The organism is Rhizobium sp. 11_C7_N12_5 (assembly GCF_051811145.1).
In the GTDB taxonomy this organism is placed as follows: Bacteria; Pseudomonadota; Alphaproteobacteria; order Rhizobiales; family Rhizobiaceae; genus Rhizobium; species Rhizobium lusitanum.
Genome location: NZ_JBPWPY010000003.1, coordinates 114109 through 127036, shown reverse-complemented (window position 1 = coordinate 127036; position 12928 = coordinate 114109). Strand labels below are relative to the sequence as shown.

At 59.5% G+C, this 12928-nt stretch carries 12 protein-coding genes and 1 pseudogene; 1 reads left to right on the top strand and 12 read right to left on the bottom strand.

Annotation, left to right across the window (positions count from 1 at the left end; genetic code table 11):
• Positions 1 to 7: 7 nt before the first annotated feature.
• The 3 genes from AB8B29_RS29925 to AB8B29_RS29915 form a co-directional block, all read right to left on the bottom strand.
• Positions 8 to 877 carry a carbohydrate ABC transporter permease gene (locus AB8B29_RS29925; protein WP_113134165.1) on the bottom strand — a complete coding sequence of 290 codons (870 nt, stop codon included), beginning with the start codon at positions 875 to 877 and terminating at the stop codon, positions 8 to 10.
• On the bottom strand, positions 877 to 1788 hold the full coding sequence (locus AB8B29_RS29920; protein WP_113102524.1) for a carbohydrate ABC transporter permease: 912 nt from the start codon (positions 1786 to 1788) through the stop codon (positions 877 to 879). The genes AB8B29_RS29925 and AB8B29_RS29920 overlap by 1 nt, the downstream gene beginning before the upstream one ends.
• Before the next feature lie 102 nt (positions 1789 to 1890).
• Positions 1891 to 3138, bottom strand: coding sequence for an ABC transporter substrate-binding protein (locus AB8B29_RS29915; protein WP_047560454.1), 1248 nt, complete (start codon positions 3136 to 3138; stop codon positions 1891 to 1893).
• Positions 3139 to 3319: 181 nt separating this feature from the next.
• Between AB8B29_RS29915 and AB8B29_RS29910 the strand changes: the two genes are divergently transcribed.
• Positions 3320 to 4330 carry a LacI family DNA-binding transcriptional regulator gene (locus tag AB8B29_RS29910; protein ID WP_113102523.1) on the top strand — a complete coding sequence of 337 codons (1011 nt, stop codon included), beginning with the start codon at positions 3320 to 3322 and terminating at the stop codon, positions 4328 to 4330.
• Between the two features lie 207 nt (positions 4331 to 4537).
• Here AB8B29_RS29910 and AB8B29_RS29905 read toward each other — a convergent pair whose 3' ends face one another.
• The 9 genes and pseudogenes from AB8B29_RS29905 to AB8B29_RS29865 form a co-directional block, all read right to left on the bottom strand.
• Positions 4538 to 5929, bottom strand: coding sequence for an aldehyde dehydrogenase family protein (locus AB8B29_RS29905; RefSeq protein ID WP_113102522.1), 1392 nt, complete (start codon positions 5927 to 5929; stop codon positions 4538 to 4540).
• Position 5930: 1 nt separating this feature from the next.
• A complete protein-coding gene (locus tag AB8B29_RS29900) occupies positions 5931 to 7577 on the bottom strand; it encodes an acetolactate synthase large subunit (RefSeq protein WP_439006966.1) in 1647 nt (548 codons plus the stop codon).
• A 273-nt stretch (positions 7578 to 7850) separates the two neighbouring features.
• Positions 7851 to 7957, bottom strand: a pseudogene (locus tag AB8B29_RS29895) (SDR family NAD(P)-dependent oxidoreductase); the annotation flags it as partial.
• Positions 7958 to 8014: 57 nt separating this feature from the next.
• On the bottom strand, positions 8015 to 8362 hold the full coding sequence (locus AB8B29_RS29890) for a hypothetical protein (protein WP_113102521.1): 348 nt from the start codon (positions 8360 to 8362) through the stop codon (positions 8015 to 8017).
• 68 nt (positions 8363 to 8430) lie between these two features.
• Positions 8431 to 8853 carry an organic hydroperoxide resistance protein gene (locus tag AB8B29_RS29885; RefSeq protein ID WP_047640727.1) on the bottom strand — a complete coding sequence of 141 codons (423 nt, stop codon included), beginning with the start codon at positions 8851 to 8853 and terminating at the stop codon, positions 8431 to 8433.
• 75 nt (positions 8854 to 8928) lie between these two features.
• Positions 8929 to 9987, bottom strand: a complete 1059-nt coding sequence (locus AB8B29_RS29880; protein ID WP_244655215.1) for an alpha/beta fold hydrolase — start codon at positions 9985 to 9987, stop codon at positions 8929 to 8931.
• A 124-nt stretch (positions 9988 to 10111) separates the two neighbouring features.
• Entirely contained in the window at positions 10112 to 10762 is a 651-nt protein-coding gene (locus AB8B29_RS29875; RefSeq protein WP_047640729.1) for an isochorismatase family cysteine hydrolase, read from the bottom strand.
• Positions 10763 to 10801: 39 nt separating this feature from the next.
• Positions 10802 to 11329: a hypothetical protein gene (locus AB8B29_RS29870; RefSeq protein WP_047640731.1), complete on the bottom strand. Its 528-nt coding sequence runs from the start codon at positions 11327 to 11329 to the stop codon at positions 10802 to 10804.
• A gap of 71 nt (positions 11330 to 11400) precedes the next feature.
• Complete coding sequence (locus AB8B29_RS29865; protein ID WP_052224406.1) at positions 11401 to 12720, bottom strand: epoxide hydrolase family protein; 1320 nt, start codon at positions 12718 to 12720, stop codon at positions 11401 to 11403.
• Between the last annotated feature and the right edge of the window lie 208 nt (positions 12721 to 12928).

Below are 12928 nucleotides of genomic sequence, written 5' to 3'. Positions count from 1 at the left end.
ACCGCTGTCATTTCACGGCGCCAGCCGTCAGGCCGCGCACGTAGTATCGTTGCAAGAGAAGAAAGAGCAGGATGCAGGGGACCATTGTCACGGCAATGCCGGCCTGCAGCGCGCCCCAATCGATGATGCCGTAAATGCCCGAGGAAACATTGACCAGCATGATCGGCAGGGTGAACTTGTTCTGATCGGAAAGAAAAATCAGCGCCGCCAGGAACTCGTTCCATGAGTTCAGGAAGGCAAACATGGCGATCGTCGCAACCCCGGGCAATGCGATCGGCAACATGATCCGCCGCAAAATCGTCGCCTGCGAAGCGCCGTCGATCCGCGCCGCCTCGATCAACGCCTTTGGCACCGCATCGAAGGCATTGCGCATCATGAAGACGGAAAAGGGCAGCTGGAACGTCACATAGATCAGCACCAGTCCAAAGAGATTGTTCTGCAGCCGCAAGGCCTTCAGGATCAGGAAGAGCGGCGTGAGGATCGATTGGAACGGGATCATCATCGTCGCCATGATCAGCACGAAGAGCGCGGATTGCCCCGGAAAGCGGAATTTCGAAAAGCCGTACCCCGCCGGAACCGATATCAGCACCGTCAACAGCACCGTTCCGGTGGCGATCAGCACCGAATTGCCGGCATAGACGTACCATCCGGCTCCGACATGCTCGAGGCGGCGGTAGTTCTCCAGCGAGAAGGTCTTCGAGAATAGCGCCGCCGGATTGGCAAGCGCCTCGGCCGCAGGCTTGAAGGAATTCGCGAAGGACCACACGATCGGCATGACAAAAAAGACGGCAAAGACAAGAGCCACGAGAATGAAGACGAGATGGCCGAGCCGCTCGCCCGCAGGCTTGGGCGCAAGCTTGTAGTTTAGCCGGTGCATTAGCCTTCCTCCGGACGCTGGCGAAGAAAGACGAACTGTATCGTGCTGATCGCTACGAGGACGACGAGAAGCGCGAACGAGATCGCCGAACCGTAACCCAGGCGATATGACGAGAACGACGCGAGATAAATCGAGAACACCGCCGAGATCGTGCTGTTCTCCGGCCCGCCCTGGGTGATGATGAAGAACTGGTCGAAGGCCAGCATCGACGAGGTCACGTTCAGCACGAGCGCCAGCACCACCGAATTTCGCATCAGCGGCAACGTGATCCGGCGGAACCGGCTCCAGACATTGGCACCGTCGATCTTGGCGGCCTCGATCACATCATCAGATATGCTCTGCAGACCTGTCAGCAGGATGATCATGGTGAAGCCCGCCGTCTTCCAGACGACCATCAGAATGACGACACCAAGTGCCGACCAGAAGCTTTGCAGCGGCCTCGGGGCACTGTCGATAAGCCCCACTCCCCGCAGCAGCTGCGCGAAGACGCCGCTGTCTGGATTGAGCAGCCACATCCACAATGTCGATGCGGCCCCGAACCCGATGACGACGGGCATGAAATAGATCGTGCGGAAGAAGCCGGCGATGCGAAGCGGCCGGTCGACAAGCAGCGCGAGCGGGAAAGCCACCAGGAAGATCGCAGCAGTCACCAGCACGGTATAGAGCAGCGTGAAACCCAGGGAATGCCAGAGTTGGACGTCGCCCATAAGCTCGGCATAATTGGCAAGGCCGATGAATTTGGTCCGGCCAAGAAGCGGCCAATTGTAGAAGCTCATCCAGATAGTCATCACCAGGGGGACGAGGAAAAGTACGACGATGAACAGAAGACCCGGCAGGATGAACGCGAGACCAAGCCATCCCTTCGGTTCGGGTTCTCCGCTGGAGATGGCTCGCGTCTCATTGTGAGGCATCGACGATCTCACGGCTGTTTCCCCCTTGGTTGACTATCGACATGTTCGGTCAGAAAGGCAGGGCGTGTTCAAACGCCCTGCCGAAATCGCGGGCGACACCACTCAGTTCGGATTGGTCCGCTTGAGAATGCGGGTGAAATCGGCCTGTGTCTTGGCGATCGTTGCATCGACATCGTCGCCGAAAATCGTGCCTTGAATCAGGTTGAGGAAGGGACCGGTGCGGCTGACGAAAAGCTCATCCGAGGAGAAGGTGTAAGGCGTGCGTGCCTTGGCGAGAATGTCGTAGGCGACGAGATTGCGCTTGTCGAATTTCGCATAGGCTTCGGCGGCCAGATCGGTGCGCGACGGCATGCCCGATTCCTGGGTAATGTAGACCTGCTGCTCGGGTTGCATATAGAAATTGACGAAGTCGAGCGCGACCTTCTTCTTTTCCGGACTGATGCCCTTGATGAGCGCAAGCGTGTCACCACCCGCGAAGCTCGATTCACCGCCCTTCGGCCCCGGGATCGGCGCGACGTTGAACTTCACATCCGGATATTTGCTGGTCAGCAGGTTGACGATGTAGGAGCCGGTCATCAGGATGCCGACCTTGCCCGAAGCGAACGCTTCGACGGCATTGTTGCCGTTGCCGGAACGGGATGTGGGATGGATCGCGCCCGCCTTCCACATATCTCGGTAAGCCGCGATCGTCTCGCGCAGCGCCGGTGTATCGACGGTTGCTGCACGCCCGTCATCGCTCAGCACGTCGGCATTTGCGGCCCAGAGATGCGGCAGGAAGTCATAGATCAGCCAGCTTCCCGAATTGGCCACGAAATAAAAGCCATAGGTCTCGTTGCCGAGCGCCGTGATCTTCTTGGCGTCAGTGGCGATTTCCTCCAGCGATGCCGGCGCCTTGTTGGGGTCGAGACCGGCCTTTTTGAAGAGATCGGTGTTGTAGGCGATGATCGACGCATCCGGCAGTGCCGGCACGCCGTAGATCTTGCCGTCATAGGTGGCAAGCCGGATATGGGACGGGCTCATCGCCTGGGAATATGGCAGGCCTTTCACAAAGTCGGTGATATCCTCCAGACCATCAGCCGCGGCAAAGGTCGGAAGGTAGATCAGGTCGAGCACGGCGCTGTCAGGAGCCGCGCCGCCGGCAATAGCGGCGCCGAGCTTCGGAACCATCTGCTCAGCCGTGATTTGGGTCACGTTGATCTTGTCGGAATGCGATGCGTTGTACTTGTCAGCCAGCCCCTGAAGCACGGCGCCGGACGAGGTGCGTACCCAAAGGGTGATGTCGGTAGCATTGGCGAGCGTCGCGCTGGCCAGAAGCGAAAGCGCAGAAAGCGTCAACTTTAACTTGAACATAGATGTTCCCCTTTTTCTTGCCGCCAGCAGCCTCCCAGTGGCGTGTGCAAAACGTTAGTCGACATTTTTTGGTATGTCGACAGTATGTACGCAGCATTTCGAAAGGAATCTGATAAAACCTTTTATCATCACGATTATTTCTGCTAAAAGGTTTTATCGTATTCGGTAAAGGAACCGGCCTTTGGTTGAAAAGGACACACGACGGCGGACGATCCATGACGTGGCCCAGGCAGCCGGGGTCAGCATTTCGACAGCTTCGAATGCCCTGAACGGAACCGGCCGCACCAATGCCGAAACGCGGGAACGCGTTATACGTGTAGCCAAGGAAATCGGTTTTCGGCCCAATGCGCTCGCCCGCGGGCTTCTGAGCAAGCGGAGTCATGCGATCGGCATGCTCACCAATGATACCTATGGAAGGCTGACGTTGCCCATGGCTGCCGGTGTGTCGGAAGTGCTCGTCGATCACGGCCTCTCCGTCTTCCTCTGCGCCACCAACAACGACCCGCGCCTCGCACGCCTGCATCTGGAGGCCCTCCTCGATCGACAGGTAGACGGTATCATCTTCACCGCCACGCGCCTCGATCTCAAGCCGCCGGCTGAACTGGCCAAATTGGCAATTCCTGTCGTCTATGCCTTTGCCGAAGGACCACCCGAAAATATCAGCTTTTTCCCGGACGATGCTCAGGGCGCCCGCCTAGCCGTTGAGCATCTGAAAGGACTGGGCCGCTCACGGATCCTGCACATTACCGGGCCGGAAGATTATCTCTCAGTGCGCATCCGCGCGGAAGCCTACTGCGAGAGCTTCGGCAAGGGTGCGGAAGTGCACTATGGGGATTGGAGTGAGGAATGGGGTCACGAGGCAATCGACGCCGTCTTTTCCCGGCCCGGAGAAAAGCCCGATGCCATTTTCTGCGGCAATGACGAAATCGCCCGCGGGGTCATCGATGCCCTCCGCGACATCGGCATCACCGTTCCGAAGGACGTTGCCGTCATTGGCTTCGACAACTGGGAGGTGATCTCCCGGCAAACCAGACCGCCTCTGACAACGGTGGATATGGAATTGAAAGAGATCGGTCGCCGCGCAGGCCTTGCCATCCTCCGTCTGACACAAGGTGAAACCGTTCCGACAGGCATCACTCGATTGTCATGCCGGCTGGTTGTACGCAAATCTTGCGGCGGCCAGGACGGCTAAGCCTGCCACTTGTCAAACAGTCAACAGCTCATCAGCTTGCGGTGACCAACGATCGAATGATGCACTGAGGGTCTTGATGGGTTCGCACTGATGGCCACTCTCGTTCCCAACGCGGACTTCGAACCGTGATTCTCACGTTAGGTCTAAGCCCTCAGATAACACTCGGCACAAAGATGCACACTAAAACGTCCCGTGAACGACCGGCAATCAACTGACGCCGTTGAACACAACCATCTTGTCGTCGGCCATCTCTTCCATAGTCCAGGGAATACCCCCGACGCCATATCCCGACTGCCTGCGCCCGGCAAAGGGCATCCAGTCGGTTCGGAAAGCGGTGTGATCGTTCACAAGCACAGCCGACGCGTCCAGATGCCTTGCGGCCTTGAGGGCGATTGTTATGTCGGAAGAAAAAACACTCGCCTGGAACGCGTATGGCAGCGAGTTCGATATGCGGATCGCCTCGTCAACGTCGCTATAGCCGTAAACGCAGGTGAGCGGTCCGAAGACTTCAAGTCGCGACACTTTGGCGTCCGCTGGCGGATTAAGCAGGACGGAAGGCAGAAGCGTGGTGTCGGACAGCCGTCCGCCTCCGAATTGCCTCGCGCCCGCATCGGTCGCTTCCTGGATCCAGTTTGAAACACGCTCGGTCTCGCGCGGCAGGATCAGCGGCCCGACCTCTGTCTCCTTTAGTGTGGGGTCACCGACACGGAGACTTGCTACCCTGGCGGCCAGTGCATCCGTGAAGGTCGCTAGGATGTCTTCATGCACGAAGAGGCGTTGCACCGACACGCAGACCTGGCCCGCGTGGTAGTATCCGCCTTTGACGATCGTCCCGACGATTGCGTCAATGCTTGCGCTGCGGTCGACAATAACCGGAGCCGCTCCGCCATGTTCCAGCGCGCATCGCGTGCCTGGAGGCAGCTTGCTCTTCAGATACCAGCCGACCTTCGCCGAGCCGATGAAGCTCATGAAGGCGACACGCTGATCCGTGGCAAAGCGCTCGGCAAGCGCATTGTCCTCAGTGATCAACGTTTGGCACCAGCGCTCGTCCAGTCCCGCTTCCCAGAACAGCTTGACGATCTCGATGCAGGAAATCGGAGTGGTTGCCGCCGGCTTGACGATGACCGGGCAACCCACGGCCACCGCAGGCGCAATCTGGTGGATGATGAGATTGAGGGGATGGTTGAACGCCGAGATCGCCGCCACGACACCGATCGGTTCCTTGGTGGTGAAGGCCCATCGGTTCGTGCTGGCGGCAGTGAGGCCCATCGGGATCTCCCTGCCGCCAAAATTGCGAAGCTCGTCGGCCGCATTGACCAGACCATCGATCCCACGCGTCACCTCGATGATCGCATCCGTGAGCGGCTTGCCGCCTTCGCGGGCGATCATGACCGCAAACCGGTCTCGGTTCTCTGAGAGAAGCTCAGACACCCTTCTCAAGATCGCGATCCTGCGATGTGCCGGTAGCCAGCTGTTGCGATCGGCAAAGGCCCGCGCGGCAACGTCAAGCTTGCGCTCGAGAGCTGCGGCATCGTCCGCCGGAATTTCCGCGATCAGCTCCCGGTCGAATGCCTGATAAACTTTCAGCTTAAGCGTCATGTCAGTTCTCCAGAATGGCAGGAAGCCGTTCGCGCAGCTCCTTGACCAACACGCGCTCGTTTTCCGAGTAGTCGACAGGGATATTTACGAGGTGAACGCCACCGCCGGAAAAGGCATTTTCGAGAGTTTGCTTGAACTGGCTGATGTCGCTGACCCTTGTTCCCTTGGCACCATAGGACTCTGCGTATTTGACGAAATCCGGATTGCCGAACGTCATCCCGAAATCCGGGAATTCGTCCACCGCCTGTTTCCATCGGATCATGCCGTAGGCATTGTCCTCGATGACGAGAATGACGAGGTTCAGTTTCAGCCGCACGGCCGTTTCGATCTCCTGCGAGTTCATCATGAAGCCTCCGTCCCCGCAGACTGCCATGACACGCCGTTCCGGATAAAGCATCGAGGCGACCATGGCCGATGGCAGCCCTGCACCCATTGTTGCAAGAGCATTGTCGAGCAGCAGCGTGTTCGCCATGCGCGTCCGATAGTTCCGTGCAAACCAGATTTTGTACATCCCGTTGTCGAGTGCGAGGATGCCGTCATGCGGCATGACCTCCCGGATGTCGTGGACCAGCCGCTGCGGCGTAAAGCGATCCTCCGTCGCCCGAACCGCGATGCGCTCGAGGATGCGTTCCCTCAGATGAAGAAGGGCCTGAGCGTTCGCCAACTTGCCGTCGAGGCGATCCGCCAGCGCCTTCAGCGATGGGCCGATGTCGCCGATGACCTCCGATTGCGGGAAGTAGACCTGCTCGACGGTCGCGGGCTGATAGCCAACGTGGACGACGCTCGGACCGCCCCTGCCCATGATGAAGGGTGGCTTCTCGATCGTGTCATGGCCGATAGTGATGATGAGATCTGCCTGTTCGATCGCCTCGTGGACATAATCCCGTTCCGACAATGCGGCAGTGCCCATGTAGAGCTCGGTTCCGCCCGGAACCGTTCCCTTCCCCATCTGGGTCGTGAAGAACGGGATGCCGGTGCGAATGACGAACTGCGCGATGTCCGACGTCGAGCGAGGGCGCGAGGCTGCAGCCCCAAGCATGAGCAGCGGGCGTTTCGCCGCCGTGATGAGCGCTGCGGCGCGATCGAGGGCCGCATCACTTGCGATCGGCAGTTCCAGCTGATGCGGAGCGACCAGAGCGACCGGCTCGCATTCCTCAGCGGCGATGTCTTCCGGAAGCTCCAGATGAACCGGCCCCGGCCGTTCCTCCTGTGCAATCCGGAACGCTTCCCTGACCATTGTCGGGATTGTCTGCGGCGAGACGATCTGCCTGGTAAGCTTGCTGAGCGGCTTCATAGCTGCCACGACGTCGACCACCTGGAACCGGGCCTGCCGGGACGAAAGTATCCCCTTCTGTCCGGTGATCATCACCATCGGCATGGCTCCGAGAAGCGCGTATGCCGCACCCGTTGAAAGGTTCAAGGCGCCAGGCCCGAGCGTCGTCAGGCAGACCCCCGGCTTGCCGGTCAACCGGCCATAGGTCGCGGCCATGAACGCGGCCGCCTGCTCGTGCCGAGTCAACACAAGCTGGATCGAGGATTTGCGGATTGACTCGACGACGTCGAGGTTCTCTTCGCCGGGAATACCGAAGATGCGGTCCACGCCCTCGTTTTCGAGGGCGGCGACGAGGAGATCAGAGCCTTTGGTCATGACGGATGCCTCTGTTGATTGCCGGGTCGATCAATGGGAACGATCGAGATCGAACTGCTCCATAGTCAAACATAGGCGTCTTCCCGATCCGATCCAACCGCACGTTGGTGCATATATTGCAGATGAGGTATGTTTGATTGACGGTAGCTTTCCATGCGGAGGATGGATTCGACCCGTCGAAGGTCTTCAGGATTGCCGAGATCCGCGCGGACCGGGTTGTGGCCCGACCCGTCGCGGCGGCGATAGCATCCGCTACGCTCCTCAAGGATCCCCGGCGACGCGGATGAGGTCATATCCTCGTCGCGCAAGCCTGTCGGCGTAGATTGCGCCCATGCCGGAAGATGGCCAGTTATGAGCGCCGTGCCCATTGCGGATGTCATCGCAGTTGCTCCTTTCGATAGAACATTTCCGAAGGGGCCTAAGACATCGGTTGGTGCCTAATGATTGCCCATGGGCGCGTGCTTGCAGATGAAGAAGGCGCACATCGACACGTCGACAGTCTTGATTTCTTGCAGGACAGCAATCTCGTCCGCATTGCAGGAGGCCGTGCCACCGACATAGCGGTCATAGACGGTGAGGCCGCTCACTCTGTCCGCCGGGCGACTGACGATGATCGCGCCGTCACGGCGGATGGCTTCCATCGCACCGTTGCAACGAAGCGAGTTGGCGGAGGTTCTCTCAAGCGCGAAGGCGCAGTCTGAAAACGCCGCGAGGGTTGTGAAGGCGATGACGGCAGCCGCAGCCCGGCGAGCACGAAGTTGGTCTGGACTGGTAATCGTAAACATCGAAATTCTCCATGTTAAGATCCACGGGAGGGTGTCCCTGATTAAGGTTGGATGACAACTACGGCGGTTCACACCAGCCGGATCGAAACGTCGATATTGCCGCGCGTCGCCTTCGAGTAAGGGCAGACCTGATGCGCTTCTTCGATCAGGGCCTGTGCGACATCGTGCTCCACGCCTGGTATGCTGACGTTGAGACGGGCTGTCAGCGAATAGCCGTCGGCGTCGGAGAGGTTGAGGTCAACTTCGGCGTCGATCGCAACATCGCCGTCGAGCTTGATGCGTTTCTTCTGCACAATCAGTCCGATGGCGCTTTCGAAGCAGGCCGACCAGCCGGCGGCGAACAACTGCTCTGGGTTCGTGCCGATGCGCGCCGTGCCAGGCACTCCCAGCCTGACGTCGAGGCGGCCGTCGGAACTGCGCGCGACGCCATTCTCGCGGCCGCCGCTGACATGCGTCTTTGCTGTGTACAGGACTTTTGAACCTTCGCTCATGACATGCTCCTTGATCTTGTGTGTTGGACGATGACTGCTTCACTCCGGCCCCTACGGGCAGGTTCTTTTGTCTCTTCAGGTCTGGATGACATCGAGGACCGCCTGGGCGAATTCCTTCGGGGCTTCCTGCGGCAGGTTGTGTCCTACGCCGCCCCTGATGAGCCGATGCGAGTATTTCCCGGTGAACTTGTTTCGGTAGGACGGGGGTTCGGGATGGGGCGCTCCGTTTGCATCGCCTTCCATGGTGATGGTCGGAACCGTGACCACTGGAAACGCGGCGAGCTGCCTTTCGAACTCAGCGTATTGAGGCTCGCCGTCCGCGATCCCGAGCCGCCACCGATAATTATGGATGACGACGGCAACATGGTCCGGATTGTCGAAGGAGGCAGCGCTGCGAGAAAACGTCGCGTCCTCGAACTTCCATTGCGGCGAGGCTAGCTGCCAGATCAGCTTGGCGAATTCCTTCCGGTACTTGTCGTATCCGAGCCGTCCGCGTTCCGTGGCGAAGTAGAATTGATACCACCAGGCGAGCTCTGCCTTCGGCGGCAGCGGCGTCCTGCCCGCCTCCTGGCTTCCGATCAGGTAGCCACTGACGGAGACCATTGCCTGGACGCGCTGCGGCCACAGAACAGATATGATGTTGGCGGTTCTTGCGCCCCAGTCGAAGCCCGCGAGGACTGCTTTTTCTATTTTCAGGGCGTCCATGAGGGCGATGACATCGAGGGCGAGCGCCGAAGGCTGGCCGTTACGCACCACTTCATCCGATACGAACCGCGTTCCACCGTATCCCCGGAGACTCGGGATAATCACCCGGTAGCCCTTGGAGGCGAGAAGCGGCGCGACTTCTTCGAAGGAATGGATATCGTAGGGCCAGCCGTGCAAAAGCAGGATCGGCAGACCGTCGGAAGGACCGGTTTCGATATAGGAAATATCCAGCAACCCGGCGCGGATCTGTTTCGGGTTCGCGAATGACGGCTCCGATTGCGGTTTGCTTGTTGAGGTCGCCGCATTCGATGCCTGGACCTTGGAAGCCAACAGAGCCGCAAGCGGTAAGGTGGCCGTCGCCATCGCGGCGGTACCGATGAGGCGACGGCGGAGAAGGTCGACGCTGCGGGTGCTAAAAGACATGTCCATGGCTGAGCTCCTTGCTACAGGGTTGCCGCGGCGGCAAAGACGCGCCGGCGGCGGATGCCGAGGGCGACAGGCGTTTTGGGGAGGAAAGAAACGCCCGCTGCCCTTGATCTGTCGTTGGTACCGTCTACTGCGCGGCGGACGCAGCGCTTCGGACGGACGACAGCGCCACGAGGATCTCCTCGGTGCTCACGATCGCGCTGGCGTAGTTCGGCATGTTGATTTCGAGCGCGGCATGCATCATCTCGTCCGAGTAGTCGGCGACGGCGTCCTTGACGACGGTTACGTCGTAGCCGAGTTCGGCCGCGAAGCGGACCGTCGCCTCGATGCATGTATGAGCAATGAGGCCGATCACGATGAGCCTGTGAATACCCTGCCTCTTGAGCTGATTGTCGAGATCCGTGTTGGCGAAGCCGCTGGAGCACCAGTGTTCCGAGGCGACAGTCTCACCCGGCCCGGGAACAAACTCGGCCCTATACTCGCCGCCCCATGTTCCGAATTCGAAGGTCCGGCGGTTCCACGCCAGTTTCTGGATGGGAGCGATGTATTTCCAGGTCTCGTAGTCACCCTCGCGGTAGCGGTGATGCATAGCGAAAAAGACGCGAAGTTTGTTTTCCCGTGCCGCCTCAAGAATCTGCTTCATGTGCGGAACGCAATTGTTTGCCTCGGCCACATCCTTGATGCGCGGCCAGATCTTGCCTCCTTCGGAAATGAAGTCGTTGTACGGATCGACGACCAGCAGGGCGGTAACGTCAGGATCGTAGGACAGTTGGGCCATTGAACTCTCCGTTGCGGCGTGGGGATCGCTGTCGATGAATCAGTTGCTCCTGAGCGCGGCACGCTCGATGCTGGCGGCAAACAGGGGCGTTTCACCCTTGTTGTGCGCGATCGACATCGGTTGACGCTGCGTACGAAAGATTTCGAAAGGAATTCCCTGTCGGTCGAGGGATGCAAGCATTTCCTTGGTGGCGAACGACTGCACCCGATTGGTGAATTCGCATCTCCCCTTCTCGATCTCCCTGACGCTCAGTTCCCAGGTCACGTGGATGGTGACGCGGCCCGTAGGCGTGAACACGTCGGAGTCGGAATCGAGGATCAGATGATCTTTCTCGCCGAGTGTTTCGACATAGTGCTGGACCATCAGGCTACCGCCGATCGTCTCGACATTGATCGACATGCGCTTGCCGTCGGGTGCGGTCGTGAAGCCGGCGGCGATATGGGCGGCCGAGCAGCCCTGATATTCCTTCTCGGGAAGAGAAAAGCACCACTTCGGAATGTCGATCTTCTCGATCGGTGCGTTGATGATGGCGCTGAAGCTTGAATCGACGATCTGGTTCTCGCTCATGTCCGTTTCTCCTTGATGGAATGGGGTAATACGGGGGGACGATGGCGCGGGGCGCCGCGCCATTGAATTCGTCACGTCTCGTCGCGCAGCGACTTGAACGACGCCCGCAGTTCGGTCGTCATCAGCTCCGGCTGCTCCCAGGCAGCGAAATGTCCACCTTTCGGCGGCCGGTTGTAGTGAATGAGCTTCGGATAAGCCTTCTCGGCCCAGCTCTGCGGCGCCTGGTAGATTTCGTCCGGGAACGCGCTTACGGCGACCGGGATCTTGATGCCGCGAGGATCGAAGAATCCTCCCGACGGGAAATGGGCGTTGTCCCAATAGAGACGCGCCGACGAGATCGCAGTGTTGGTCAGCCAGTAGAGGGTGACGTTGTCAAGAACGTCGTCCGGTGTCAGCCCCTCCTTCGCGCCGTCGAAGGACCGTGCGATCATCTGGTAGCTGCGGATGTCGTGATCGAGCATCCAGGCGGCGAGCCCGACCGGCGAATCCACGATGCCGTAGAGCGTCTGCGGGCGATTGTTCATCTCGACCGCATAGCCGAGCCCGTTCTTGTAGAAATCGTCGAGCTGGCCGTAGGCGCGTTTCTCGTCGTCTGAAAGACCAGCAGGTGCCGGACTGCCGGCCGCGAGCGCCTTGGCTATGTCGGCGGGCACGGTTGCCGCCATGTTGGTATGGATGCCAAGCAGTCCCGGCGGCTCCTGTACCGCCATCAGTTCGGTTACGGCATTGCCCCAGTCGCCGCCCTGGGCGACGTATTTCGTGTAGCCGAGGCGTTGCATCAACACGGCCCAAGCCTTGGCGATGCGGGGTGGGTTCCAGCCAACCTCCTTAGGCTTGGCGGAGAAGCCGTAGCCCGGTAGTGAGGGGATGACGACATGGAACGCGTCGTCTTCGGTGCCACCATAGGCCGTCGGATCGGTGAGCGGCTTGATGATTTTCATCTGCTCTATGATCGAACCCGGCCAACCATGCGTGATGATGATCGGTAGCGCGTTCTCATGCTTGGAGCGGACATGGATGAAATGGATGTCGAGGCCGTCGATCTCGGTGACGAACTGCGGGAAGCTGTTGAGCCGGGTTTCGACGGTGCGCCAGTTATAGCCCTGCCAGTGCTTGGCAAGCTTCTTGATGGTGTTCAATCGGACGCCCTGCGTGTCGTCCGAAACCGTTTCCTGGTCTGGCCAGCGGGTCGCCGCGACGCGGTGGCGAAGGTCAGCGAGCTGGTCGTCCTTGAACTTGACATGGAATGGCCGGATAGCGTCGGCCGCCGGGGCTGCGGCCAGACGCGACGGCAGCAGGCTCATTGCGCCCACGGTAGCGATCCCCAGCGTTGCCGCACCTAGAAGCATGCGGCGGTCCTGATCAATCTCTTCGAAAGCTTTCGTATGCATGTCGAATCTCCTCAAAATCGGAAAGGTCTGGCTGCACCTCCGTGCTGCGTCAGAACCTACGAGGAGAGAGCGGAAAACGCCCGTTATGGGGTATGAGGAAGCGTTAGCTTTTGCGAGTGGCGTTGCACTGTCAGCGCCATTTGGATCTAACAGTGTTCACATCGTTGCAGGTACTCACCAGGCGTTGACTCTCAATTAGTTGTTTTAC

What these genes read in the sequence shown, in the direction of transcription:
- AB8B29_RS29925 (WP_113134165.1), bottom strand. Translation starts at nt 877, where the DNA reads ATGCACCGGCTAAACTACAAGCTTGCGCCCAAGCCTGCGGGCGAGCGG.
- AB8B29_RS29920 (WP_113102524.1), bottom strand. Translation starts at nt 1,788, where the DNA reads ATGCCTCACAATGAGACGCGAGCCATCTCCAGCGGAGAACCCGAACCG.
- AB8B29_RS29915 (WP_047560454.1), bottom strand. Translation starts at nt 3,138, where the DNA reads ATGTTCAAGTTAAAGTTGACGCTTTCTGCGCTTTCGCTTCTGGCCAGC.
- AB8B29_RS29905 (WP_113102522.1), bottom strand. Translation starts at nt 5,929, where the DNA reads ATGACGCTTAAGCTGAAAGTTTATCAGGCATTCGACCGGGAGCTGATC.
- AB8B29_RS29900 (WP_439006966.1), bottom strand. Translation starts at nt 7,577, where the DNA reads ATGACCAAAGGCTCTGATCTCCTCGTCGCCGCCCTCGAAAACGAGGGC.
- AB8B29_RS29890 (WP_113102521.1), bottom strand. Translation starts at nt 8,362, where the DNA reads ATGTTTACGATTACCAGTCCAGACCAACTTCGTGCTCGCCGGGCTGCG.
- AB8B29_RS29885 (WP_047640727.1), bottom strand. Translation starts at nt 8,853, where the DNA reads ATGAGCGAAGGTTCAAAAGTCCTGTACACAGCAAAGACGCATGTCAGC.
- AB8B29_RS29880 (WP_244655215.1), bottom strand. Translation starts at nt 9,987, where the DNA reads ATGGACATGTCTTTTAGCACCCGCAGCGTCGACCTTCTCCGCCGTCGC.
- AB8B29_RS29875 (WP_047640729.1), bottom strand. Translation starts at nt 10,762, where the DNA reads ATGGCCCAACTGTCCTACGATCCTGACGTTACCGCCCTGCTGGTCGTC.
- AB8B29_RS29870 (WP_047640731.1), bottom strand. Translation starts at nt 11,329, where the DNA reads ATGAGCGAGAACCAGATCGTCGATTCAAGCTTCAGCGCCATCATCAAC.
- AB8B29_RS29865 (WP_052224406.1), bottom strand. Translation starts at nt 12,720, where the DNA reads ATGCATACGAAAGCTTTCGAAGAGATTGATCAGGACCGCCGCATGCTT.